Annotated in this window: 23 protein-coding genes; 14 read left to right on the plus strand and 9 right to left on the minus strand. The window is 73.7% G+C overall.

The features are described from left to right. The first annotated feature begins 12 nt into the window (after positions 1-12). Positions 13-1476, plus strand: coding sequence for an argininosuccinate lyase (argH, locus tag ABZ793_RS16905; protein WP_357457893.1), 1464 nt, complete (start codon positions 13-15; stop codon positions 1474-1476). A 39-nt stretch (positions 1477-1515) separates the two neighbouring features. Here argH and ABZ793_RS16910 read toward each other — a convergent pair whose 3' ends face one another. Continuing rightward, positions 1516-1872: an MmcQ/YjbR family DNA-binding protein gene (locus tag ABZ793_RS16910; RefSeq protein ID WP_357457732.1), complete on the minus strand. Its 357-nt coding sequence runs from the start codon at positions 1870-1872 to the stop codon at positions 1516-1518. A 50-nt stretch (positions 1873-1922) separates the two neighbouring features. Next, positions 1923-2339, minus strand: a complete 417-nt coding sequence (locus tag ABZ793_RS16915) for a DNA-binding protein (protein WP_357457735.1) — start codon at positions 2337-2339, stop codon at positions 1923-1925. A 107-nt stretch (positions 2340-2446) separates the two neighbouring features. Here ABZ793_RS16915 and ABZ793_RS16920 point away from each other — a divergent pair, with 107 nt between their 5' ends. The 3 genes from ABZ793_RS16920 to ABZ793_RS16930 all read left to right on the plus strand — a co-directional run bounded on the left by ABZ793_RS16920 (position 2447) and on the right by ABZ793_RS16930 (position 4932). Further along, positions 2447-3076, plus strand: coding sequence for a DNA-3-methyladenine glycosylase (locus ABZ793_RS16920; protein ID WP_357457896.1), 630 nt, complete (start codon positions 2447-2449; stop codon positions 3074-3076). 132 nt (positions 3077-3208) lie between these two features. Next, positions 3209-4312, plus strand: coding sequence for an LLM class flavin-dependent oxidoreductase (locus tag ABZ793_RS16925; protein WP_357457738.1), 1104 nt, complete (start codon positions 3209-3211; stop codon positions 4310-4312). Beyond that, positions 4309-4932: an FMN reductase gene (locus tag ABZ793_RS16930; protein ID WP_357457741.1), complete on the plus strand. Its 624-nt coding sequence runs from the start codon at positions 4309-4311 to the stop codon at positions 4930-4932. Before ABZ793_RS16925 ends, ABZ793_RS16930 begins: the two co-directional genes overlap by 4 nt. Positions 4933-4981: 49 nt before the next feature. On the opposite strand, the gene ABZ793_RS16935 is transcribed toward ABZ793_RS16930, so the two are convergent. The 3 genes from ABZ793_RS16935 to ABZ793_RS16945 form a co-directional block, all read right to left on the minus strand. Beyond that, complete coding sequence (locus tag ABZ793_RS16935) at positions 4982-5863, minus strand: universal stress protein (protein ID WP_357457744.1); 882 nt, start codon at positions 5861-5863, stop codon at positions 4982-4984. A gap of 249 nt (positions 5864-6112) precedes the next feature. Beyond that, positions 6113-6991 carry a universal stress protein gene (locus tag ABZ793_RS16940; protein ID WP_357457747.1) on the minus strand — a complete coding sequence of 293 codons (879 nt, stop codon included), beginning with the start codon at positions 6989-6991 and terminating at the stop codon, positions 6113-6115. Positions 6992-7038: 47 nt separating this feature from the next. Continuing rightward, complete coding sequence (locus ABZ793_RS16945; RefSeq protein ID WP_357457750.1) at positions 7039-9732, minus strand: cation-transporting P-type ATPase; 2694 nt, start codon at positions 9730-9732, stop codon at positions 7039-7041. A 256-nt stretch (positions 9733-9988) separates the two neighbouring features. On the opposite strand from ABZ793_RS16945, the gene ABZ793_RS16950 reads away from it, so the two are divergent. Beyond that, positions 9989-10465, plus strand: a complete 477-nt coding sequence (locus ABZ793_RS16950) for a cyclic nucleotide-binding domain-containing protein (protein ID WP_357457753.1) — start codon at positions 9989-9991, stop codon at positions 10463-10465. On the opposite strand, the gene ABZ793_RS16955 is transcribed toward ABZ793_RS16950, so the two are convergent. Then, positions 10466-11077, minus strand: a complete 612-nt coding sequence (locus tag ABZ793_RS16955; RefSeq protein WP_357457898.1) for a bifunctional 4-hydroxy-2-oxoglutarate aldolase/2-dehydro-3-deoxy-phosphogluconate aldolase — start codon at positions 11075-11077, stop codon at positions 10466-10468. Between ABZ793_RS16955 and ABZ793_RS16960 the strand changes: the two genes are divergently transcribed. Continuing rightward, positions 10973-11641: an NAD(P)-dependent oxidoreductase gene (locus ABZ793_RS16960; RefSeq protein WP_357457901.1), complete on the plus strand. Its 669-nt coding sequence runs from the start codon at positions 10973-10975 to the stop codon at positions 11639-11641. The genes ABZ793_RS16955 and ABZ793_RS16960 overlap by 105 nt on opposite strands. A 12-nt stretch (positions 11642-11653) precedes the next feature. Here the strand turns inward: ABZ793_RS16960 and ABZ793_RS16965 are convergent, their stop codons facing one another. Next, a complete protein-coding gene (locus ABZ793_RS16965) occupies positions 11654-12244 on the minus strand; it encodes a dienelactone hydrolase family protein (protein WP_357457756.1) in 591 nt (196 codons plus the stop codon). Between the two features lie 63 nt (positions 12245-12307). On the opposite strand from ABZ793_RS16965, the gene ABZ793_RS16970 reads away from it, so the two are divergent. The 3 genes from ABZ793_RS16970 to ABZ793_RS16980 all read left to right on the plus strand — a co-directional run bounded on the left by ABZ793_RS16970 (position 12308) and on the right by ABZ793_RS16980 (position 18354). Continuing rightward, positions 12308-12928, plus strand: a complete 621-nt coding sequence (locus tag ABZ793_RS16970) for a helix-turn-helix domain-containing protein (RefSeq protein ID WP_357457759.1) — start codon at positions 12308-12310, stop codon at positions 12926-12928. A 269-nt stretch (positions 12929-13197) separates the two neighbouring features. Continuing rightward, positions 13198-14403, plus strand: a complete 1206-nt coding sequence (locus ABZ793_RS16975; RefSeq protein WP_357457903.1) for a low temperature requirement protein A — start codon at positions 13198-13200, stop codon at positions 14401-14403. 204 nt (positions 14404-14607) lie between these two features. Beyond that, a complete protein-coding gene (locus ABZ793_RS16980) occupies positions 14608-18354 on the plus strand; it encodes a S8 family serine peptidase (RefSeq protein WP_357457762.1) in 3747 nt (1248 codons plus the stop codon). A gap of 55 nt (positions 18355-18409) precedes the next feature. On the opposite strand, the gene ABZ793_RS16985 is transcribed toward ABZ793_RS16980, so the two are convergent. After that, positions 18410-19366 (minus strand): helix-turn-helix domain-containing protein, encoded by a 957-nt coding sequence (locus tag ABZ793_RS16985; RefSeq protein WP_357457765.1) that lies wholly within the window; start codon positions 19364-19366, stop codon positions 18410-18412. 400 nt (positions 19367-19766) lie between these two features. Next, entirely contained in the window at positions 19767-20258 is a 492-nt protein-coding gene (locus ABZ793_RS16990; RefSeq protein ID WP_357457768.1) for a hypothetical protein, read from the minus strand. A gap of 227 nt (positions 20259-20485) precedes the next feature. On the opposite strand from ABZ793_RS16990, the gene ABZ793_RS16995 reads away from it, so the two are divergent. The 5 genes from ABZ793_RS16995 (at position 20486) to ABZ793_RS17015 (ending at position 24778) form a co-directional block, all read left to right on the plus strand. Then, positions 20486-20812, plus strand: coding sequence for a WXG100 family type VII secretion target (locus ABZ793_RS16995; RefSeq protein WP_357457771.1), 327 nt, complete (start codon positions 20486-20488; stop codon positions 20810-20812). A gap of 3 nt (positions 20813-20815) precedes the next feature. Further along, entirely contained in the window at positions 20816-22030 is a 1215-nt protein-coding gene (locus ABZ793_RS17000; RefSeq protein WP_357457774.1) for a hypothetical protein, read from the plus strand. Then, on the plus strand, positions 22030-22671 hold the full coding sequence (locus tag ABZ793_RS17005; RefSeq protein ID WP_357457777.1) for a hypothetical protein: 642 nt from the start codon (positions 22030-22032) through the stop codon (positions 22669-22671). Before ABZ793_RS17000 ends, ABZ793_RS17005 begins: the two co-directional genes overlap by 1 nt. A gap of 182 nt (positions 22672-22853) precedes the next feature. Beyond that, positions 22854-23648: a helix-turn-helix transcriptional regulator gene (locus ABZ793_RS17010; RefSeq protein ID WP_357457780.1), complete on the plus strand. Its 795-nt coding sequence runs from the start codon at positions 22854-22856 to the stop codon at positions 23646-23648. Next, positions 23645-24778: an NAD(P)/FAD-dependent oxidoreductase gene (locus ABZ793_RS17015; protein WP_357457783.1), complete on the plus strand. Its 1134-nt coding sequence runs from the start codon at positions 23645-23647 to the stop codon at positions 24776-24778. The genes ABZ793_RS17010 and ABZ793_RS17015 overlap by 4 nt, the downstream gene beginning before the upstream one ends. Positions 24779-24805: the final 27 nt, after the last annotated feature.

Genomic DNA, 24805 nt, shown 5'->3' on the forward strand with positions numbered 1-24805 from the left:
GTGGGCACCACAATGGGCGGCGTGGACGACAAGAGCCTGACCGAGAACAGCGCCGCCACCAACCGCACCAGCCTCTGGGGCGGCCGGTTCGCCGGCGGCCCCGCAGAGGCCCTGGCACGGCTGTCGGTGAGCGTGCAGTTCGACTGGCGCCTCGCCCCGTACGACATCGCGGGTTCCCGGGCGCACGCCCGGGTCCTCGCGGGCGCGGGCCTGCTCGACCCGGAGGAGCTGGGCCGCATCCTCGCCGCCCTGGACGACCTGGAGGCCGCCTGCGCCTCCGGGCAGTTCCGCCCCACCGTCGACGACGAGGACGTGCACACCGCGCTGGAGCGCGGGCTGCTGGAGCGCCTCGGCAGCCTCGGCGGCAAGCTGCGCGCCGGCCGGTCCCGCAACGACCAGGTCGCCACCGACCTGCGGCTCTACCTGCGCGACCACGCCCGTGGCGTGGCGTCGCGGCTGGTCGAGCTGGCCGAGGCGCTGGTCGAGCAGGCCGGGCGGCACGTGGACACCGCCGCGCCGGGGATGACCCACCTCCAGCACGCCCAGCCGGTCACCTTCGGGCACTGGCTGCTCGCCCACGTGCAGCCGCTGCTGCGCGACCTGGAACGGCTGCGCGACTGGGACCACCGCACGGCGGTCAGCCCGCTCGGCGCGGGCGCGCTGGCCGGCTCCGGCCTGCCGCTGGACCCGGTGGCCGTCTCCAAGGAGTTGGGCTTCCGCACGTCCTTCGCCAACTCCATGGACGCCGTGGCCGACCGGGACTTCGTCGCCGAGTTCCTCTTCGTCACCGCGATGGTCGGGGTGCACCTGTCCCGCCTCGGCGAGGAGGTGGTGCTCTGGACGTCGCAGGAGTTCGGCTGGGTGGAGCTGGACGACGCCTTCGCCACCGGCTCGTCGATCATGCCGCAGAAGAAGAACGCGGACATCGCCGAGCTGGCCCGGGGCAAGTCCGGCCGCCTCGTCGGCGGGCTGATGAGCGTGCTCACCATGCTCAAGGGCCTGCCGATGACCTACGACCGGGACATGCAGGAGGACAAGGAGCCGGCCTTCGACGCGGTCGACACCCTGGAGCTGCTGCTGCCGGCCCTGGCCGGGATGATCTCCACGATGACCGTCCGGGTGGACCGCCTCGTCGCCGCCGCGCCGGTGGGCTTCTCGCTGGCCACCGAGGTGGCCGACTGGCTCGTCCGCCGGGGCGTGCCGTTCCGCGACGCGCACGAGATCACCGGGAAGCTGGTCGCGCTCTGCGTGGCCCGGGACTGCGCCCTCGACGAGGTCTCCGACGCCGACCTCGCGGCGGTCAGCGAGCACCTCGACCCGTCCGTGCGGGACGTGCTCTCGGTCCGGTCGGCGCTCGCCGCCCGGACCACCCCCGGCTCGACCGGCCCCGGCCCGGTCGCCGACCAGCTCGCCGCCGCCGCGGACAAGCTGGCCGGCTGGCGGGAGTGGGCCGCCGAGCGGGTCGTGCCGCGCTGAGTGCGTGACCCCGCGCGGCGCGACATGCGCCGCGCGGGGTCAGGCCGTCGGCCGCTCCCGCTTCGGCAGCTTCGCCACCACCGCGTCGTACGACCCGTCGACCGCCTCGGTCAGCTCCTCGTCGTCGATCCCGCCGGCAAGGCGCAGCGTGTTCCAGCCGGAGCGTCCGATGTACGGCGAGGCTCGCGCATCGCCCGGGTGCCGGTGCAGCCACTCGTCGGCGATCTCCCGGCTCGGGCCGCACTTCACCCCGACCGTCGGGTCGTCGCCGCCGGCGGAGCCGAGGAAGGCGAAGATCCGGCTGCCGACCTTCACCACCTCGTCGCCCTCCCACGGCTGGTCCAGCCAGGCGCCCGGCTTGCCCAGGCAGTACGCCAGCATCTCCTCGCGCGTCATCGCGTCCTCCTCGGCAACGGTCCCGCGCCCAGTCTGGCCCATCGGGGGCGTCAGTCGGTGGCGGCGGTGCGGGCGGAGAGGCGCTCGAAGCGCTGCTTGGCGGCCTGCGCGCTGCCCAGCCCGAGCCCGTACGCGATCTGCTGCCAGGTCAGCCCGCGGCCACGGGCCAGCGTCAGCAGCCCCGCCTCCATGGCGTCGACCTCGGCGCGCAGGTGCGGCACGAGGGTGAGGGCCGCGACGAGGTCCGCGTCGTCGACCCGCTCCTCCCCGGGCTCCATCTCCGCCCCGCCGGCGGCGAGTGCCGTGACCAGCGCGACCGCCTCGTAGGTGTCCGGGACGTAGGGGTTGGTGTGGCGGCGGCGGCGCGTCTCGGTGCCGGCGTGCCGCTCGGTGATCCGGTGCAGCGCGTCGTACGTGCGGTGCGCCCGGGCCCGGCCGGCGTCGGGCGTGGTGAAGGAGTCGGTCATGGCCCGACCCCATCATGTCAACGATTGGTTGTCAACGGATTGTTGATGTGCCGAGCGCCGGGCGCCGGAACGAGGCGGTGCCGGGGCCGGATAGGGTCGGGTCCGTGGTGGCGTCCTCCGACCGCCGTCCCGCCGACCTGGCGGGGCTGGCCGACCTGCTCTCCGGGCCCGTGGTGCCGGCCGCGCGCGGCCTGCTCGGCTGCCGGCTCGCCGCCGGCGGCGTCACCGTCCGGATCACCGAGGTCGAGGCGTACGCCGGCACGGCCGGCGACCCCGCGTCGCACGCCCACCGGGGCCGCACCCCGCGCAACGCGGTGATGTTCGGGCCGGCCGGGCACGCCTACGTCTACTTCACCTACGGCATGCACTGGTGCATGAACGTGGTCACCGGGCCGGACGGGGAGGCGTCGGCCGTGCTGCTGCGCGCCGGCGAGGTGGTCGACGGGCTCGACGTCGCCCGGGCCCGGCGCACCGCCGTACGCCGGGACGTCGACCTCGCGCGGGGGCCCGCCCGGCTCTGCGCGGCGCTGGGGATCGACAAGGGCGTCTACGGCCGCTACCTGCTCGGCGACGGCCCCGTCCGGCTGCGCCCGCCCGACCGGCCGGTGCCGGCGGACTCGGTGGCCGCCGGTCCGAGGGTGGGCGTGACGGGGGCGCACGACGTCCCCTGGCGGTTCTGGATCGCCGGCGACCCCACGGTGAGCGCCTACCGCCGGCACGTCCCGCGCAGCCGCTGAGCCCCCGTCCGCCGGCGTGACGGCGCCCACCACGGTCGCCTCCGCGCGTGGAATAGTTGACTCGTCAAATATGTTGTGCGGTGCGATACGGGAACCACGCCGGCCCCGGCCGGACAACGCGAGGAGCTGGTCATGCAGTTCGGAGTCTTCACCGTCGGCGACGTCACGGTCGACCCGACCAACGGTCGCGAGCCGACCGAGCATGAGCGGATCAAGGCGATGGTCACCATCGCGCTGAAGGCCGAGGAGGTCGGCCTGGACGTCTTCGCCACCGGCGAGCACCACAACCCGCCGTTCGTGCCGTCGTCGCCCACCACCATGCTGGGATACATCGCGGCCCGCACCGAGCGCCTGCTGCTGTCCACCTCGACCACGCTGATCACCACCAACGACCCGGTGAAGATCGCCGAGGACTACGCGATGCTCCAGCATCTCGCCGACGGCCGGGTGGACCTGATGATGGGGCGCGGCAACACCGGGCCCGTCTACCCGTGGTTCGGCCAGGACATCCGCAACGGCATCCCGCTCGCCATCGAGAACTACGACCTGCTGCGCCGGCTCTGGCGCGAGGACGTGGTCGACTGGAAGGGCCGCTTCCGCACCCCGCTGCAGTCGTTCACCTCGACGCCGCGCCCGCTCGACGGCGTGCCGCCGTTCGTCTGGCACGGCTCGATCCGCAGCCCGGAGATCGCCGAGCAGGCGGCCTACTACGGCGACGGCTTCTTCGCCAACCACATCTTCTGGCCTAAGGAGCACACCCAGCGGATGGTCGGGCTCTACCGGGAGCGGTTCGCGCACTACGGCCACGGCTCCGCCGACCAGGCCATCGTCGGGCTGGGCGGGCAGGTGTTCATGCGGCGCAACTCGCAGGACGCCGTGCGGGAGTTCCGGCCGTACTTCGACAACGCCCCCGTCTACGGGCACGGCCCGTCGCTCGAGGAGTTCAGCGCGCAGACCCCGCTGACCGTGGGCAGCCCGCAGCAGGTCATCGACCGTACGCTGGGCTTCCGCGACTACGTCGGCGACTACCAGCGCCAGCTGTTCCTCATGGACCACGCCGGCCTGCCGCTGAAGACCGTGCTGGAGCAGCTCGACCTGCTCGGCGAGGAGGTCGTCCCGGTGCTGCGCAAGGAGTTCGATTCGCTGCGCCCGGCGCACGTGCCCGAGGCGCCCACGCACGCGTCGCTGCGGGCCGCCGCCGAGCAGGCCGGGGCGGGCACGGAGGCCGGCCGATGACCCGCCGCACCCTCGCCGTGGTGTCGGCCGGGCTCGGTCAGCCCTCGTCGACGCGACTGCTCGCCGACCAGCTCGCCGCGGCCACCCGCGACGAGCTGGCCCGGCGGGGCGACGACGTGGACGTGCGCCCCGTCGAGCTGCGCGAGCACGCCCACGACATCGTCAACCACCTGCTCACCGGCTTCGCGCCGCCCGCCCTGCGGGAGGTGCTCGACACGGTCACCGGCGCGGACGGGCTGATCGCCGTCACGCCGATCTTCAACGCGTCGTACAACGGGCTGTTCAAGTCCTTCTTCGACCTGGTCGACTCGGGCGCGCTGGCGGACCGGCCGGTGCTGGTCGGCGCGACCGGCGGCACCGCCCGGCACTCGCTCGCCCTGGAGCACGCCCTGCGGCCGATGTTCGCCTACCTGCGGTCGGTCGTGGTGCCCACGGCGGTCTTCGCCGCGCCCGAGGACTGGTCCGACGGCGGCGCCGACGGTGCGCTGCGCGCGCGGATCGCCCGCGCCGGGGGCGAGCTGGCCGACCAGATCCACCGGCGCCCGCCGGCCGTCGGCCCCGCCGACCCGTTCGCCCTCACCACCAGCTTCGAGGAACTGCTCGGGGGCCGGGACCACTGACCGCCGCCGACCCGCTGGCCCTTTCGTGGGCCGGCGGGTCCGCGCCGGCTCAGCGGGCGTGGCCGTACGGGTGGGCGACCAGCACCGGGCAGCGCGCGTGCTGCACCAGGGCCTGGCTGACCGAGCCGAGCAGCATCCCGGCGAACCCGCCCCGGCCCCGCGAGCCGACCACCACCAGCGCCGCCTCGCCGCTCGCCTCGATCAGCGCCTGCTCCGGCTTCTCCGCCCGGAGCACCCGCTCCTCGACGGCCAGCCCGGGGTGGCTGCCGCGCACCGCCGCCCCGGCGGTGGCCAGCAGCTCGGCGGACTCCGCGTGCGCGGCGGCCGGCGTCCCGGCCACCACGTCCGGCACCCGGTGCTCCCCGCCCGGCGGCCGGACGTGCGCCAGCACCAGCCCGACCCCGCGCCGGGTCGCCTCGTCGGCGGCGTACCCGACGGCCAGTTCCGCGGGCTCCGAGCCGTCCACCCCGACCAGCACCGGCCCGTCGACCGGGGCCGGTTCCTCGGCCGGGCGGACCACCAGCACCGGGCAGTGCGCGTGCGCGGCCACCTGCGTACCGACCGAGCCGAGCAGCAGCCCCGCGAAACCGCCCAGGCCGCGGCTGCCCACCACCACCAGCTCCGCCCGCCGGGACTCCTCGACGAGCGTCGCGCCCGGCCCGCCGGCGACCTGGCGCACCTCCACGGCCAGCCCCGGCCAGCGGTCCACCAGGTCGGCGGCCGTCTGCTCCAGCATCTTCTGCCCCTGCTCGGTCGGCGCCGGCAACCCCAGGTCGTACGGGTTGACCGGCACGCCGTAGCCGAGCGGATGCAGGTAGCCGTGCACCAGGTGCAGGGGGCAGGACCGCAGCGCGGCGGCCCGCGCGGCGTGCTCCGCCGCCACCAGGCTCGACGGCGATCCGTCCACACCCACCACGACGGGTCGATTCATCAGCTCTCCCAGAGGTCGATCAGGTCATTGTCGACGCGGCTCCACCGGCGCACCCGGATTTCCCCGACGCGCCACCCACCGAACCGGACCTGTCACCGCGCCCGCCGGCCACCCGGCGGGGCCCGGTGCGGCGGCTGTCCACGCTGTGCCCGCGCACCGGCCTTCCACCGGGTCCCGTCGGGTCGGCCGGGGGAGCGGCCGACGCGACGGGAAGGGTGGTGGCCGGGAAGGTCAGGACGCGTCGGCCCGCTACGGGTGCCGCACGATCGCCAGCGGGGAGTGCGCGTGGTGCAGCACGGCGTGGCTGACGGAGCCGAGCAGCAGCCCGCTCAGTGGGCCCCGTCCGCGCGCCCCGACGACCACCAGCTGGGCCGCCTTCGACTCGTCGACCAGCACCCGGGCCGGGGAGCCCCGGACCAGCCGGTGCCGCACCGGCACGTCCGGGTAGCGCTCGGCGAAGCCGGCGACGGACTCGGCGAGCGCGCGCTCCTCCTCCGCGGCGTAGGCGTCCAGGTCGTACACCAGGGGCAGGATGTCGCCCGGACCGACCGGCGAGGGGTAGAGCCAGGCCTGCACCGCGAGCAGCGGGGCACCCCGGTGGGACGCCTCCTCGAAGGCGAACGCGACGGCCTCGGTGGAGTTCGCGGAGCCGTCGACGCCCACCACCACCGGACCGTCGGCGCGCGGCTCGCCGCGCACCACGAGGACCGGGCACAGCGCGCGGGCGGAGACCTGCACGGTCACCGAGCCGATCAGCAGCCCGGCGAAGCCACCCAGACCGCGGTGCCCGAGCACCACCAGCGCGGCGTCCCGGGACTCGTCGAGCAGGACGGGGGTCGCCGCGCCGTCGACCACCACGCCGGTGACCGCCACCTCGGGGGCGGCCTTGCCGGCCTCGGCGACCGCCTCGGCGACGTACCGCTCGGCCTGGTTGCGCAGGCCCGCGCCGGCCGGCGCGCCCGGCGCCGGGTCGACCGGGACGCGGGTCAACGGCCAGATGAAGGCGTGCACCACCCGCAGCGGACGCTGTCGCTGCGCCGCCTCCCGCGCCGCCACCCGGACCGCGTCCAGTGCGGCGGCCGAACCGTCCACACCCACCACGACGGGGGCACCGGTGTTGATGGCCATGATTCCTCCTTGTTCCCCTTCATCCTGCTCTGCCCGAACGCTACCGGTCAGAGGCGCTCGTCCCGGCCGTCGGGACCTTGGTCCCGATCCGCCGCTCCGACGGTCACGGCCGGGCCGCCCGCCGCCCGCGCTCCCTGGCCGGGCCCGCCGACCGGGGCTGGCGTCACCGCGTCGTGCGGCTCGGTGCCCGACGACCCGGTGGCGGGGTCGACCGGTCGACGGGCCAGCCGCAGCACCAGCCCGGGCAGCACGCTGACAGCGGCGCAGGCCAGCAGCTCCACCGCGCCGAGCGGCTCCGTGCCGAGCAGTTCCCGCAGCGGGGGCAGCAGCACCCCGGCGATCTGGAGCAGCGCCGAGACCGCCACCGCGACCGGCAGCGCGCGGTTGCCCTGCCGGACGCCGCGCGGTCGCGGCGCGCGGACCGCGAGCGCCACCCCGAGCTGGGCCAGGCCGAGCACCACGAAGACCACCGACTGCCAGGGCCGGTCCCAGTGCGCGGCGAGCACGCCGGCGCCGAGCACCACGGCGGCGATCAGGGCGCCGGTGACCAGCACGTCCCGGCCCAGGCCCGCGCCGAGCACCGACTCGGTGGGGGAGCGGGGCGCCCGGCGCAGCGTGCCCGGCTCCGCCGGCTCCGCGCCCAGCGCCACGCCCGGCACGCCGTGGGTGAGCAGGTTCACCCAGAGGATCTGGGCCGGCAGCAGCGGCACGGCCAGCCCGAACAGCGGCCCGAGCAGCATTACCGCGATCTCGGCGACGCCCCCGGAGAGGGCGTAGCGCAGGAACCGCCGGATGTTGTCGTAGATGCGGCGGCCCTCGCCGATCGCCGCGGCCACGGTGGACAGGTCGTCGTCGACGAGCACCAGGTCGGCGGCCTGCCGGGCGACCTCCGTGCCGCCGCCCATCGCCACGCCGATGTCGGCGCGGCGCAGTGCCGGAGCGTCGTTCACCCCGTCGCCGGTCATCGCCACCACGTGGCCCCGGGACTGCAGCCCGGCGATGATGTCGAGCTTCTGGTCCGGCTGCGTACGCGCGAACACCCGCGCCTGCGGGTGCGCCCGCGCAGGGTCGCCGTCGTCCCCGCGTACCAGCGGGTCGCCCTCGTGCCACAGCCCGAGCTGGCCCCCGATGGCCGCGGCGGTCGCGGGGTGGTCGCCGGTGACCAGGACCAGCCGGACCCCGGCGTCGTCGAAGCTGCCCGCGATGTCGGCCGCGCCCGCGCGCAGCGGGTCGCCGACGGCGACCAGCCCCACCGGCCGCAGCCCGGTCGGCCGGGCGGGGTCCGCCGGCGGCGCGTCGGCCACGGCGGACGCGACCGCGAGCACCCGCAGCCCCTCGGCGGCCAGCCGGTGCGCGGCGGCCGACAGCTCGGCGATCTCCTCGTCGGAGGCGTCGACCAGCGGCGCGACCAGCACGTTCTCCGGCGCGCCCTTGCACACCACCAGGTACCGGCGGTCGCAGGAGCGGTGCACCGTGGTCATCCGGCGCAGCTCCTGGTCGAAGGGGTGCTCGGCGACCCGGGGCCAGGCGGCGCGGGTGGTCTCCGGCTCCAGCCCGCAGCGGGCGGCGAACGCGACCAGCGCCGCCTCCAGCGGGTCGCCCACCGCGGCCCACTCCGGCCGCTCGTCGGTGGGCGGCGCCAGCGTGGCGTCGTTGCAGAGCAGCCCGGCCCGCGCCAGGCGGCGCAGCTCGTCCGGTACGGCCACCGGCTCGCCCCCGTGGTGCACGGTCCCCCGCGGCGTGTAGCCGGTGCCGGTGACGCCGTAGCGGGAGCCGTCGGCGGTGACGGCGTGCTGCACCGACATCCGGCCCTCGGTGAGGGTGCCGGTCTTGTCGGAGGCGATCACGGTGACGGAGCCGAGCGTCTCCACCGCGTGCAGCCGCCGGGGGATCGCCCGCGCCCCGGCCATCCGGCGGGCGCCGAGGGCCAGGGCGAGGGTGACGACCGCCGGCAGCGACTCGGGCACGGCCGCCACCACGAGGCTCACCGCGGTGACCGCCATGTCGACGACCGGCCGCCCGCCGACCACGCCCACGACGAACACCAGCCCGGAGAGCACCACCGCGGCGAAGCCGAGGATCCGGCCGAGCCCGGCGAGACGGCGCTGCAACGGGGTGGCGGCGGGCCGGGTGGACGCCACCAGGGCCGTGATCCGGCCGAGCGCGCTCGCCGCGCCGGTGCGCACCACCGTGCCGGTGGCCCGGCCGGTGGTGACCACCGTGCCCGCGCTGGCCTCCTCGCCGGCGGCCCGGCCCACGGGCACCGACTCGCCGGTCAACGCCGACTCGTCGAGGGTCAGCCGGGCGGCCTCGGCCAGGAGCAGGTCGGCGGGGACCACGTCGCCGGCCTCGACCCGCACCAGGTCGCCCCGAACCAGGTCGGCGGCGGGCAGGACCAGGTCCCGCCCGTCGCGGACGACCCGGGCGGTGGGCGCCGCGAGCTGGTCCAGCGCGGCGATCGCGCGGTCGGCGCGGACCTCCTGCACCACACCGATGGCGGTGTTCACCAGCACGACCAGCACGATCACGGCGGTGTCCGGGTAGTCCCGCAGCACGGCGGTGACCACGGCGGCGGCCAGCAGCAGCGCCACCAGCGGGTCGGTGAGCTGGTGCAGGACCCGGGTGGCCAGGTGCCGGCGGGGCGGCGCGACCGCCGCGTTCGGGCCGTCGGTGCGCAGGCGGGCGGCGGCCTCCGCCGAACCGAGCCCGGTCGCCGGCCTGGTCGAGGTGTCAACGGGCACGGCTGGGCCCCCGTCCTCGCCGTTCCCCGGACGTTCCCACGTCACCCTCCGCCCTGCCGCGGCGCCGTTCCGGCGCTTCGTCCCGGTTCCACCCTGGCTCCGCCGGTGACGGGCCGACCAGGGCAGTTCGCCCGCGCGGCCCGGGACCAACGGCCCTGTCGCCTACGGTCACGGCGCGGTGTACTGGGAGGTAGGACGACCGACCGTCGCAGGGCCCGCGCCACCGCCGCGTCCTCCCGACGAAGGGGGCACCCGCATGACGACACTCGACGTGCTCCGCGCGCACCCGTTCCTCGCCGGCCTGCCCGAGCCGTGGCTGCCCCGGCTGGCCGGATACGCCCGGCCGGTGGTGTGGCACCCCGGGCACCGGCTGTTCCGGGCCGACCAACCGGCGGAGCGGTTCTGGCTGGTCCGTGCCGGCCAGGTGGCGCTCGACTTTCCGGTGCCCGGCCGGGGCGACGTGGAGATCGAGACGATCGGTCCGGGCGGGGTGCTCGGGTGGTCGTGGCTGTTCCCGCCGTACCGCTGGCAGTTTGGGGCGGTGGCGGCGCAGCGCAGCACGGCGGTGGAGTTCACCGCCCCGGGGGTGCGCCGGCTGATGGAGTCCGACGACGCGTTCGGCCGGCAGCTCACCACCCGCTTTATGAGCGTGGTGGTGGACCGGCTGCACGCGGCCCGGGGTCGGGTGCTCGACCTGTACGGCTACCCCGCGGTCGCCCCGCCCACCGCCTGATCACCTTCGACGGCCGTCGCCCTGCCTGTCGGGCCAGTGCGCGGCTGCGGCGGCCGAGAGGAACGCCCGGGCGCGGCGCCGCAGCGCCGCCCAGTCGCCGACGGCGACCTCGGCGGCGTCGACCAGGACGCCGCCCGCACCGACGGCGACCGCTCCGGCCGCCGCCCACTCGGCCACCGACTCCGGCCGCACGCCGCCGGTCGGCGCGAGCGGCACGTCGGGCAGCGGGGCGAGCAGTTCTCGGAGGTACGGCGGGCCGGCGACGCCGGCCGGGAAGAGCTTGACCATGGCGGCGCCGGACGACCAGGCGACGTCGACCTCGGTGGGGGTGAACGCGCCGCAGACCACCGGCAGCCCGGCCGCCTTCGCCTGCGCGAGCACCTCGACCCGGGTGGTGGGCGTGACGAGGAACTGCGCGCCGGCGTCCCGGGCCGCGGTCACCTCGGTGGGGGTACGCACGCTGCCGACGCCGACCCGGCACGAGCCGGCCAGCTGCGGCTGACCGACCTGCGCGCCCCGCAGCCGGTCGGGCCGGCGGAGGTGGTGCCCGGCGACCTCGCCGACCGGGGGTTCGCCGAGCGGCTCTGCGCCGGGGTGGACGCGGTCGTGCACCTGGCCGGGAACCCGCGGCCGAACGAGGGCTGGGACCGGCTGCACGGCCCCAACGTCGAGGTGCCGACCCGGCTCCTGGCGGCGGCCGCGGAGGCGGGCGTACGCCGGGTGGTGCTCGCCAGCTCCGTCCACGTCCTCGGCGGCTACCACCCACCGGCCGCCCGGCCCGCGCCCGGTCCGATACGCGACTCGTGGCCACCCCACCCGTGCTGCCGCTACGGCGCCACCAAGGTCTTCGGCGAGGCCGCCGCCCGGGTGTACGCGGACTCGGGTGCCCTCTCCGTGGTCTGTCTGCGCCTCGGCGGCTGCCGTCCCGTGCCGCCGACGCACGGCTGGTTCGACGCCTGGCTCGGCCCGGCGGACCTGGGCCAGGCGGTACGCCGCGCGCTGCGGGCCGACGTCCGCTTCGGGGCGTACACCATCACCTCGGCGAACACCCGGGCGGTCTTCGACCTCGACGCGGCCCGGCGCGACCTGGGTTACGCGCCGGTCCTGGACTCGGAGGCGTACCGGGACAGCGCGCCCGACGGCCCGTCGACGCTGTGCCGGGGCGGGCAGGGCTGAGCCCGTCGCGGGTCAGCCCACCCGGTCGAGGAACTGCCGCGATCGCCGCACCACCAGCGCCGTCGCCTCCGCGTCGTACGACGGCAGCGAGCTGTCGGCGAACAGGTGCTGGTCGCCCGGGTAGACGCACAGCTCGCCCAGGTCGGCTCCGACCGTCGCGACCAGCTCGCGTGCGGCGTCGATGTCGCCCTCCAGCGCGAAGAACGGGTCCTTGTCCATGCCGTGGATCTGCACCGGGACCCCGGTGGGCCACGGCCCGACGGCCCACTCACCGGTGATCGGAAGGCAGGCTTCGTAGAGCAGCGCGCCGCGCGCGCCGGGCCGGGTCTGGGCCATCCGCTGGGCCGTGCCGGCACCGAAGGAGAAGCCGGCATAGACCAGCTCTCCGGGGAGGTCGGCCACGGCTCGGTCGGCGCGCTCGTCGAGCACCTCACCTCCGATGCGCCGGGTGAGCGCGAGCCCGTCCTCGAGGGTCGCCGGTCGTTCGCCGTCGAACAGGTCCGGCGTGTGCACCGTGTGTCCGCCGGCGCGTAGCTGCTCGGCGAACGCGCGCATCCCGTCGGTGAGCCCCTGCACGTGGTGGAACAGCACGACTTCGGCCATCTCTACACTCCTGACATCGGACGGCGAGGATCAAACGATCCACAATTTTAGAACGGTCGAGAAATGTCGGTCAATGAGCGGATCCCGGACTACGACCTCGAAGAGATGCTCGTGGTCACCGCGCCCGAGCAGCTGCGGGCGCTGGCCGACCCGCTGCGCGCCACGCTCCTGGAGCTGCTCCTCGAACGGGCCGCCACGGTCACCGAGATGGCCCAGGCGGTCGACCGCCCCAAGAGCAGCATCGCCTACCACGTGAACCTTCTCGTCGACGTCGGTCTCCTGCGCGTGGTCCGTACCCGCCGTGTTCGGGCGATCGAGGAGCGGTACTACGGCCGGGCCGCCCGTACGTTCTACGTCGGCGTGCTCAGCCACAGCGAGGACAAGCAGGTCGTGGCCGCCATCAACGGGCTCGCGCAGGCGACCGCCGAGTCGGCTGCCGCCCACGCGGCCGACGACCTGCGGTGCACACTCGTGCACGCCCGTATTCCCGTCGAGGAGGTACGCAACTTCTGGGCGCAGGTCCAGGAGCTCGCCCGCCGGTTCGCCCAGATCCCCCGGTCCGGCGACCAGGTGTACGGCTTCGTCGCCGGCCTCTACCCCACCGACGCTCCCACCCTCCCCGACGCCGAGCCATCGGATGCTGTCAATCGCGCCGTGCCGGCCGATCCGTCCGATGTACCCTGACCGGCAGGCCCTCCGGTCGGACGTCACACCCTTCTGACCTGCACCGGGTGGCCTGCACTTCCCCTCCACCGGCGCGCCGGACCTGGCCGTCGACGCGCGGCACAGGACCGGACAGGCCAACCCCACCCGGCATGCAGGTCGCCGCAGTGGTTGCGGAGAGCGGGAGGCGCGGGTGTTCGACATGCGTCGGCGTGAGCCAGGCCGACGGCGGCGCGGCGCACGGTACGACTGATGGCAGGTATGCCAGGACCGACGGAACGGGCGTGCCGATGACCGCCGGCGACCCGCGCGACCTCCTGAGGGATCACGCCGAGCCCCAGCGCGCCACCTACGTCGAACTCTTCTTCGACGTGATCTTCGTCTTCGCGCTGACCCGGCTGTCCCACACCCTGTTCAGCGACCTCACCTGGCTCGGCGCGCTGCACACCGGGATCCTGCTCGCCGCGTTCTGGTGGGTCTGGGTCTTCACCGCCTGGACCACCAACCGCCTCAACCCCGCCCAGCCCGCGATCCAACTCGTGATCATCCCGATCATGCTCGGCACCCTGATCATGGCGGGCGCGGTGCCCAAGGCGTTCGCCGAGGACGGCATGATCTTCGCCGCCGCCTACGTCCTCATCCAGGTCGGCCGCGCCCTGTTCGTCACGGTCGCGATGCACGGCCAGGAGGTGACGATCGGCTCCCTGCAGCAGTTCATCTGGTCCTGCATCTCCGGAGTGCTGTGGATCGCGGGCGCGCTGACCGACGGCAACACCCGGGTGGTGATCTGGCTCGTCGCCGCCGTCCTCGGGTACGTCATGAGTCGGCTGGACTTCCGGCTGCCCAGGCTCGGTCCGGCCCGGATCACCACGCAGGCGGTCTCCGCGGAGCATCTCGCCGAGCGCTACCAGCAGATCATGATCGTCGCGTTCGGTGAGTCGATCCTGGCGGCCGGCGGACAGTTCGCCGCGCTCGGCTTCGAGCGGGACCGGGTGATCGCGTTCCTGCTGACGTTCGCCATCACCACGCTGCTGTGGCGGATCTACTTCTACCGGGCCGGGCTGCTGCTCCCGGCCGTGATCGCGGCGAGCACCACGCCGGCGGTGTTCAGCCGGTCCGCCTCGTACGCCCACCTGCTCATGGCCGGCGGCATCGTGCTCAGCTCGGTCGGCGACGAAATCATCATCACCCACCCGTTCGCCGGGCCCAACCTCGCCTGGTCCGCCGTCATCCTCTGCGGACCGGCGATCTACCTGGCCGGCCGGGCCCGACTCGACTACCTGTCCTTCAGCCGGGTCGCCCTGTCCCGGGTGATCGGACTGCTCCTGCTGGTCGCGCTGGCGCCCGTGGTCGCGTTCCTTCCGCCAATCCTGATCGCCGTGGTGGCCGTCGTCATCCTCGGCGGGATCGCCGCGACGGACGCCGTCTCCTGGAGGGTCCGTCCCAGCGAACCGACCCCGCCACCGCCGCCCCGCGGGCGAGAACCACGCCCCTAGCGCCCCGCCGCGTCGGCCGCCGCGCGCCCGCCGACGGTGGTCACGGGTCGGTAGCGATGTATGCGCACCCTCCGATCGGCTGTGGCGGCGACCTGACATGTCCAGTGTTCGCCAGGCGCAGCCGTAGCGCGGCCGCCCCCGTCTTCACGAAGCTTTGCCCCACCGGTACGGAGCTCAGGTACCGGCAGAAGGAGGGCCAGGTCAATGCGAACAAGAAGATCGACGCTGCTCGGCGTCGCGCTCGCCGCGACACTCGTCGCGACCGTCGGCGCGAGCGCGCACGGCAAGCCGCCGGCGCCTGCCGGCGAGGTAACCGCCGCCGTACCACCGCCGTCGAAGGCGGCACGGGTCACCCTCGTGACCGGTGACGTGGTCACGGTGACGACGCAGGGCGGCAAGCCGGCGATCACCGTCACCCCGCACGACGGCCCGGTCGGCAACTTCCGCACCTACTCGGTCGGCACCGACGTGTACGTCGTGCCGTTGGCTGTCGAGCCGCTCATCGCGTCCGGCCAGGTGGACAGGCGGCTGTTCAACGTCACGGGCCTGATCGCGCAGGGCTACGACGACGCGCACGCCACGTCGATCCCGCTGATCGTGAAGTACCCGGCCCGGGCGGCGGGCAAGGCCGCACCGGCCGCCCCCGCCGGCAGCCGGATGAAGCGGAGCCTGCCCAGCGTCCGGGGCGCCGCCATCGCCGCTGACAAGAAGCAGGCCGCCACGTTCTGGGAGGCCGTCGACGACGACACCGCCAGGGCCCGTACCCCCAAGGCCCGGCTCGCCGGGGGCATCGAGCGGATCTGGCTGGACGGCAAGGTGAACGCCCTGCTCGACGAGAGCGTGCCGCAGATCGGCGCGCCGGCCGCGTGGGCCGCCGGATACGACGGCACCGGCGTGAAGGTCGCCGTGCTGGACACCGGCGCGGACCTGAACCACCCGGACCTGGCCGGCAAGATCGCTGAGAGCCAGAGCTTCGTGCCGGGTGAGTCTGTCCAGGACGGCCACGGGCACGGCACCCACGTCGCCGCCACGATCGCCGGCACGGGCGCGGCCTCCGGCGGCAGGTACAAGGGCGTCGCGCCCGGCGCGCAACTCCTCGTCGGCAAGGTGCTGAGCGACGCGGGTGGCGGCGAGGAGTCGTGGATCATCGCCGGGATGGACTGGGCGGCCCACTCGGGCGCGAAGGTCGTCTCGATGAGCCTGGGCGGCACGGCCGGCGACGGAGCCGACCCGATGTCCGAGGCGGTCGACCAGCTGACGGCCGAGACGGGCGTGCTGTTCACCATCGCGTCCGGGAACTCCGGGCCCGGGGCGACGACTGTCGGCTCGCCCGGCATCGCCGCGTCGGCGCTGACGGTCGGCGCCGTGGACCGCGCCGACGCGGTCACCTCCTTCTCCAGCCGTGGCCCGCTCGCCAGCGGCGCACTCAAGCCGGAGATCACCGCCCCCGGCGCGAACATCGTCGCCGCCCGGGCGGCCGGCACCAGCATGGGCACCCCCGCGGGCGACCACTACACCGCCGCCAGCGGCACCTCCATGGCCACCCCGCACGTGGCGGGTGCGGCCGCGATCCTGGCCCAGCAGCACCCGGACTGGACTCCGGCGCGGCTGAAGGGCCAGCTCGTCAGCACGGCGAAGACCACGGTGGACACCTCGGTGTACGCCCAGGGCGCCGGCCGCACCGACGTGTGCCGCGCCGTGCGGCAGCCGGTGTCCGGGCCCGGCGTGGTCGACTTCGGCCTGCAGGCGTGGGAGTCGACCGCCCCGGTCGCCAAGCAGATCACCTACCTCAACGACGGCGACCAGCCGGTCACCCTCGCGCTGGCGACCAAGGGCTCCGACGGGCAGTTGCCGGCCGGGGCGCTGACGTTGGGCACCGACACGGTGACCGTTCCGGCCCGTGGCACGGCCGACGTGACGGTCACCGCCAACAGCGGCGTGGTGCCGGTCGGGACGTACGGCGCGCACGTCACTGCCACCTCCGCCGACGGCGGGACGGTCGTGACGACGGCGGTCGGCTTCGTCCGGGACCCGGAGCGCTTCAACGTGAGCGTGAAGCTGACGGACCTGGACGGCAAGGCGCCGGCGTCCACCTACAGCAGCATCTGGGTCTTTGATCTCGACAATCCCGGGCCCGCCGACATCCACTTCATCCTCGGCGCCGAGGGCACCCTGGAGCTGAGGCTGCCCCGCGGCGAGTACGCCTTCGCATCGGGTACCTACCGGTTCACCCCTGACTATTTGCAGCTCCGGGACCACGTCTACGGCGCGGAATCAGGCGTGCTCGTCGACTCCGACCGCACCATCACCTTCGACGGCAGCAAGTCGAGCCAGGTCGGCATCCAGACGCCCAAGCCGAGCCAGCCGCAGCGCGTCCGGCTGGGGATGTCGCTGCTGAAGGACGACAAGTCGCTCATGTACGGGCTTCAGACCGAATTCAACGGCCACACGAAGCTGCACGCCATCCCGTCGCAGCTCAAGGACGAGAACATCGAGCACCGGCTGGCCTGGACGCTGACGGCGCCGTCGTTGGAGGCGCGACTCGTCAGTCCCGGAGCCTTCCCGATCACGCCGGAGTACGTCGGCGGCTGGGTCGGCTCCGCACGCCTCGACGGCACCCAGGTCCTGCGCGTGGTGGACGTCGGCATCGGACGACCGCAGGACTACGCGGGCAAGGCCGTCAAGGGCGCGCTGGCGCTGGTACGGCGCAGCGACTCGCTTTCTCCGCGGCAGCAGATCGACAACGCGGTGGCGGCCGGCGCCGGCATGATCATCATCTACAACGACATCCCCGCCCTGTGGGGTACCGACGTCTACCAGAAGACGCCGACCGCCATCCCGGCCATGACCCTCTCCGGCGAGCAGGGCGCTCGACTGGCCGGTCTCGCCCGCCGCGGCGACGTCATGATCCAGCTCAAGGGGACGGCGGTGAGCCCGTACTCCTACGAGCTGCTCAAGTACCAGCACGGCATCTCTGCCGACCAGCGCTACCAGGTCCGCGCCGAGGAACTGGCCACGGTCGACACGTCGTTCCACGCCTCGACGCCCGGCACCGAGGCGGGCTACTCCCGGTTCCTCACCTCGCCGCTGCAGTCCTTCATCGTCATGACCCTCATCCGGACGACCATGCCGAGGTCCCTCACCGAGTACGTCACCGCCGGCCGGCCGACGTGGGAGCTCATGGCACCGGCCGGCGTGTGGGAGTCGATGCCCGGCTTCCAGCAGACGGCCCAGTCGGTGCTGCAGCCCGGGCAGCGGCTGACCCGGGCATGGAACAAGCCCGTCGTCCGGTCCGCCATACCCGCCGGCCACCCGGAGGGAGCCGTCCGGATCGGCGACGTGGGCGTCGTGCTCGCCACCGGCCTCCTGGACGCGGCGACCGGTCAGTTCTGGACGATGCCGAACAACACCGACAAGGAACTGACCGCCGTGTACCGCGACGGCCAGTTGCTCGGGTCCGTTCCGGCCGCGGCGGTGGCCTTCCCGATGACGCCGGAGCGTGCCGAGTACCGCGTGGTGACGGACGTGCGGCGGGACCAGCCGTGGTGGACGACCTCCACCAAGGTGAACACCGCCTGGACGTTCCACTCCCAGCCGATCGGCGACCGGGCGCTTCTGCCGGTGCTGTCGGTCGGTTACGACCTCGACGTCGCTCTCGACAACAGCGTGCAGGCGCAGTCGACGGCCGACATCAGCCTCGACTTCTGGTACCCGAAGGGCCTGGCCGGCCCGCGGATCCGCGAGGCGAAGCTGTGGGCCTCCTACGACGACGGCGCCACCTGGCAGCAGGTGACCGTCACCGCCGGGGGTGGTGCCACCGTCAAGGGCACCGTCAAGAGCCCGGCGCTGGCCGACACCAACGGTTTCGTCTCCCTGCGGGTGCAGGCCACCGACGCCGACGGCAACACCGTCGAGCAGACCGTGACCCGCGCCTACAAGCTGCGGGGATAACCGTCCCACGGTCGTCCCCGCCCGCGCCGCGGGCGGGGACGACCGGCATTCCCGGTCAGGGCGAGATGAGCCCCGACCGGGCGGCGTACCAGGCCAACTGCATGCGGCTGTCGGTCCCGGCCAGCTTCATCAGCCGCTGGATCCGGCGCTGCACCGTGCGTTCGCTGGTCCCGAGCCGGCTGGCCACCGTCTTGTCCGGCATCCCGGAGAGCAGGTACGTCAGCAGCGCGACGTCGACGTCGTCCCACGCGGGAGACCCCTCGGCGAGACCCGTGGCGGTGAGCCGCAACGGCGTGGCCGCCTGCCAGACCCGCTCGAAGAGCGCCACCAGCAGGTGCACCAGCGCCTGACCCCGTACCAGGAGGAACCCGGGATGGACGCTCGTCTGGTCGGGCAGCATCGGCAGCAGCACCGTCTCCCGGTCCACGATGATCATCTTGCTGGGCAGCTCGGCAGCGATCCTGATCTCGTACCCGCTCTTGAGGAACCTGCCGATCTCGGCGGGGGTACGCGGATCGTCGAGGGCGGCGCGCTCGTAGACGTAACGGTAGGCGGGCACGTCGGTGGAGACATCGAGGTCGCCGTCCAGCACGTACGGAGGCCGGAAGAACGCCATTATCTCCCGTTTGGCGCCCCGCTCCATGTTGTCGATCCAGGTGGCGAGCTCCTCCGGGGTGGTGAGCGCCTCCACCTCACCCACGGTGGAGGTCGCCCCGGTCCGGTACACCTGCACCAGTTCCCCCAGCCTGCCCTGGACCTGTTGCAGTGCGGCCTGACGCTGGACGATGAGGGTGCCGAGCCCGACGTCGGGTGGTACGACGGTGTGCAGGCCGCCGTCGTCACCGGTGACCAGGCCGAGCGCGACCAGTCGCGCCATCGCGGCTGTCACCGCCGGCGCCGCCATCTGCAACGCCTCCGTGAGATCCGCGACGGTCGCCCGGCGGCGGCGCAGCAGCTCCACGTAGACCGCTTCGTCCTTCTCGCCGATCCCGAGCCCACGCAGCATTCTCATCCCACTTCCCGCCCCTGCCCTCCGGGCGCCGGCCACGTAAGGACCGGCCAGCCAGTATTGCCCTGACCCTGCCGGGCCGTCCAGACCATTCGCCCGCCATCCCCCGCCCCGCCTGCGGCCGGGGAGGGCGGCGGATCGGGTTGTCATGCGGCGTGACCGCGATGGGACGGTCGGCGCCGGCCGGCATGGTGATGTGCCGGGGGAGCCGTGCGGCATCACCGGCCCCGGCCTGCGCGCCCGCCGGATGATGGACGAGCGCGTCCAGGGACGGTAGGAGCACCGGCCCGCTCGCACGAGAGAAGGCCGGCGCTCCTGCCCGACGTCCCGGTCGGCCCCGGACAGGTCCAGGCCGGCAGCGTCCCCGCGTGTGCGGCGGCCCAGACACCGGCGGCCGGCGGCCTCAGCCTCCGCAGCCGGTGCTGATGTCGAACTCTGTGACGATCCAGCCGCCGTCCTGCTTCTTCCAGGTCACCGCGGCGAAGTTCGGCTGGAAGTCGCCGTTCGCGTCCTTCGGGCAGTTCTCCAGCATCGCGAAGAACTGGTTGGGGTACTCGACCTGGCCGTACATCGTGGGGCCCCACTCGGTGGGCGGCGGACCCGACTGCCGGCTGGCGAAGGAGTCCACCACTCCCTCGCAGGTCCTGCCCTCGGCGTCCTTCCACCGCCTCATCTCCCCGATGAACCTGTCCGCGGCGTCGGGAGTCATCAGCGAGCACACCCGCTGCGAGTCTCCGGCGTAGATGGCCTTCATGATCGCCGCGTACGACTCTTCCGGGGACTTCGGGATGCCGGTGTCACTGTCGCCGCCGGTGTCGTCCTGGCCACCGCCGCAGGCGGACAGCAGCGCGACGGCGACCAGCGGCAGCGCGACCTTTGCCACGCGAAGACGCAAGAGGGTTCTCCTTCGAATGCTTGACGGTGCGGGGACGCAGGCATGCCGGGCGCGCGTCCACCGGCGTGAACCAGGCCCAAGATCATATTGCACTGATCTTGCGAGTTCGCCACCGCACCACCGCTCGAGCTTCGCTGTTGGCGGCGTCCCGACCTCGCGCGCCGGTCATGATCCGGAAACGGGCCGGCGTAGCGGTGGCCGTACCATATGGCGGCAGTCGAGCGAGGATGGACGGTTTGGACGGGTTCAAGGTCGAGGTGGACGCGTTACGGTCCGTGGGGACGCGGATCGAGGGCATCAGGGGCGACATCAACGCAGCCGAGCAGCGACTCAAGTCGGGAGACCCTGGCGACCTCGGATCGGGGGACCTGGACGCCGCCGCCGAGGACTTCGTCGACCGCTGGGGCAGCACGCTCGACAAGATGGCCGCGGGAATGCAGGGCATGCAGAACAGACTGACGCTGTCCGCCGACCGGTACTCGCAGACCGACCTCGGCAACGCCCAGTACTTCAAGGGCGTGCCGGAGCCTGATCTGGCTCCGAAGGGGAGCTGACGCATGCTCGAGTGGTTCGGCTTCGCACCCGGGAACTACCCCGCCCTGGGTTTCGACCCTGCGCCCGGAAGCCCCGAGAACGTCGCGGCCTTCACCGCCGTCCTGACGTACGCCGCCGGCAGGATGCAGGAGGCCAGGGGTGAGATCGACGCGGTGGCTCGTGACGTCGGCGGCTGGGAAGGCCAGGCGGCCGAGGGTTTCCGCCACCGCCTCCACGGATTCCCGAAGAAGCTGGACGAGGCCGCCAGCACGATGACCAGTGCCGCGAACCTGCTGCAGCAGTGGAAGCAGGACCTCGTCACGCTGCAGACGAAGGCCCGCGCCTACGAGCAGGACGCCGCAGCGGCCAAGAAGAAGGTGGAGGCGGCCGAGGACGACCCGGCGCTCAGCCTCGTCGGTCAGCTCTTCCACAACGACCTGGACCTCGCCGCCGCCCAAGCCAAGGTCAACGCCGCCACCCGGCGGCTCGAGACGGCACAGGGCGAGTACGACGACATCGTCGCGAGCGCCGAGACCCTGAAGGGGTACCACGAGGAGTTGTCGGCGGAGGTCGCGAGGAAGCTCGGCCGGCTCGCCGAGTCCGCCAGCGATCCTGGACTGCTCACGGAACTCCTGGACGACCTGAGCGCGCCGTTCGACGCGCTCGGGGACTGGATCACGAACAACGCGAACCGGATCGCCAACCTGGGCGACGTCTTCGGCGACATCGCCATGGGCAGCGGCATCCTGTCGCTGCTCATGATCGGCGCCGGCACCCTGCTCTCCGGGACGGTGATCGGCGCCCCGCTGGGCGGGGCGCTCATCATGATCGGCGGCAGCGGCCTGGGTGCCAGCACGATCCTCGGGGTCGGCGCCCTCGTTCTGCACGGCACCGCCTGGTTCGGCGGCGGCGACGTGTCCGCCCAGGATCTGACCTTCGACATCGCCGGAGCCGTCACCATCGGCCTCGGAAGGCTGATGCAGCCGGCCCTCGAGGGACTCGACGACGTCAGTCGCGGCGTGACCGAGGCGTTCTTCGACGGAAGCTGGCAGTCGAGCGCGAACTCGATGCAGCAGGAGGACATCGCCAACCACGTCGACGACTACTGGCAGGACGGCTGGTACGACATCCCGGCCGCCATGGAGCGGGCGTGGAGCCTGGGCGCGGGCGAGGACGACGCCGCACAGCAGGAAAAGGCGGAACAGTTGCAGGAGGCGAAGAAGGCGGTGGCCCACTAGTGCGCACGCCCACCGAGACGGCGCCGCCCGCGCTGCCCCGCGTCAGATTCGCCGTACCCTCCTGGTTCCACGCGGTGCCCATGCACCCCGACCCGGACGAACGCCGGCAGGCCCTGTTCGAGCTCGCCGCCCGGGTCCTGCCACACGGCGACCCCGACCAACGTCTGTTGCTGGCCGCACTGTACGACCGGCAGGTCGTCGAGTTGAGCCGCTACCCGCTGCTCTACTACGGGTTCAGCTGCGTGGCGGTTGACGGCAAGGCAAGCGTGTCTTCCCTGCTGGCCGCCCTGGAACCCACGGAGCAGCTGGACGCGAACCTCGCCGCGGAGCAGTTGGCCGCGCGGTTCGAGCGCGAGGCGGGCCCGTACCACCGGGTGGAGCGACGTGACCTGCCGTGTGGTCCGGCGGTGGTCGTGCTGGCCGGTTCCGGCACGCCGATCCCCACGCGGCTCGGCGCGCGGCCGGAACCGGCCGTCGTCCCGGTCGCCTACGCCCAGGCGGTCGTGCCCCTGCCCGACGCGCCGTACCTCCTGGTCCTACGCCTCACCACCCCGAGCCTCGCCGACTGGGCGGAGTACTGCCGGGCGATGGTCTCGATCCTGCGCAGTATCCGGTTCGAACAGCTCGATCCGGCGCCCTGACCGGCCCGCTTCCCGTGGCCAGGATCGCCGCCACCTGGCAGCCCCCTTCACGCCACGCCGGTTCTGCCGTCCCGTCCGATGAACGTGACCGTCAGCGGTCGGCGGCCGAGCGTACGCTCGCTGCGTCGACGAGGCGCCGGCAACCGTGGTCCCGTGCCGGCGACGCGCAAGGAGCAGGTGAGTTGAACGCCACGTGGCGGGGGTGGGTGGGGCTGGCGCCGGGCCGGATCTACTACCGCGGCGAGATCGGTGCGGCAGGGATGCATTCGCACCACGCGGTGCAGCTGCTCGTCGCCCGCGACACCGTCCTGGTGCTCCGGGGCGCCGACGGCACCGACCATTCCTGCCGTGCGGCGCTGATTCCGGCGAACACCGCGCACGCCGTCGTCCGGGGCGCGGCGGACGGCCTGCTCGCGTTGATCGACCCGGTGTCCAGTCTCGGCCGTCTGCTCGACCGCGGCGAATCGCGATCCGCTTCGGCCGCGCGGTGGCGGCTGGATCCGCATCCACCACCCCCGGCCGGCGACGTCTCGTCGGCGGAGGCGATCGACGCCGTGATCCGGTCCGTGGTGAGGGGCGAGATCCCGACCGCGCGCCCGCGACACGCCGCCGTGGCCGAGGCGGTGAGTCTTGTCCCTACCCTGCTGCCCGGCAGGGTGGGGCTCAGCGAGGTGGCGCGAGCCGTGCACCTGTCGCAGAGCAGGCTGTCGCACCTGTTCCGGCAGGAACTGGGGCTGCCGTTCCGTGCCTACGTGCGGTGGGAACGGCTGCGTACGGCCCTGCTGCTGTTGTCGTCGGGCGGGTCCCTGACGCAGGCCGCACACGAGGCCGGCTTCGCCGACTCCTCCCACCTGACCAGGGTGTTCCGGAGCATGTTCGGACTGGCGCCGTCCGAGCTGCTGCGGGGGCTGCGGTGGGAGGGTCAGCAGGTTCGTCCAAGCCCTGGGCCCGGCGCCGGGGAATCGTGGGTGCCGTGACAGAAATTCTCATCATCGGTGCGGGCCAGGCCGGTCTCGCCGCAGGGTACGAGTTGCGCCGCGCCGGATTCGACGTCCGTCTGCTGGACGCGGGCACGCGGGTCGGGGACGCGTGGCGAAACCGTTGGGACTCGCTGCGGCTGTTCACCCCGGCGCGGCACAGCGCCCTGCCCGGCCTGCCCTTCCCCGCTCCGCCCGGCCACTATCCCAGCAAGGACGAGGTGGCGGACTACCTGGCGGCCTATGCCGAACACCATGCCCTGCCCGTCGAGCACGGCGCGGCCGTACGGCTGCTGCGTCGGACCTCCGAGGGCGCCTTCGAGGCCGTCACGGCCGACGGAGTCCGCACGGCGCGTGCCGTGGTCGTGGCGACCGGCCCCTTCCAGGTCCCCCACGTCCCGGCGCTGAGCGATGGCCTGGCCGCGGAACTGGTCCAGTTGCACAGCGTCCAGTACCGGCGCCCCGCCGACCTCCCCGACGGCCCCGTCCTGGTGGTGGGGGGCGGCAACTCCGGCATGCAGATCGCCGCCGAGCTGGCGGCATCGCGGTCCGTCACGTTGTCGCTCGGGACGCGGCAGCCGGTCCTTCCGCAGCGCCCCTTCGGCGTCGACATCTTCACCTGGCTGGACGTCCTCGGGCTGGTACGGGCCCCCGCCGAGGGCTGGCTGGGGCGGCGGATCCGGGCGCGGGACCCGCTGATCGGGACCGGTCCGCGCGCCCTGCGCCGACGGGGTGTCCGGGTCGTCGGCCGCGTGACCGGCGCGCAGGGCCGAGCACTGCGGACGGCCGACGGACAGGAGCTGACGCCTTCCGTCGTGCTCTGGGCGACGGGCTTTCGCGCCGACTTCGGCTGGCTGCGGGTGCCCGGCGCCGTCGACCCGGCCGACGGGCTGCCCGTCCACGTCGAGGGCGTGAGCCCGGTGCCCGGTCTGTGTTACGTCGGCCTGCCGTTCCAGCGCAACAGGGGATCCGCGTTGCTCGGCTGGGTCGGCCGGGACGCCGCCGTGATCGGTCGCCGGCTGCGCGCGTCCACCCGTACGACATCGCGGGCTCCACACCCCGAGTCATCCGGCGGCGGATCGGGTGACGGCCCCACCGCCACGCCCGCCGAGCCAGCCGCCCGCGCCTGACCCACCCCGGCCAGCGGGCAACGTGGC

This window comes from Micromonospora sp. NPDC047465 (assembly GCF_040643125.1).
Classification (GTDB): domain Bacteria; phylum Actinomycetota; class Actinomycetes; order Mycobacteriales; family Micromonosporaceae; genus Micromonospora.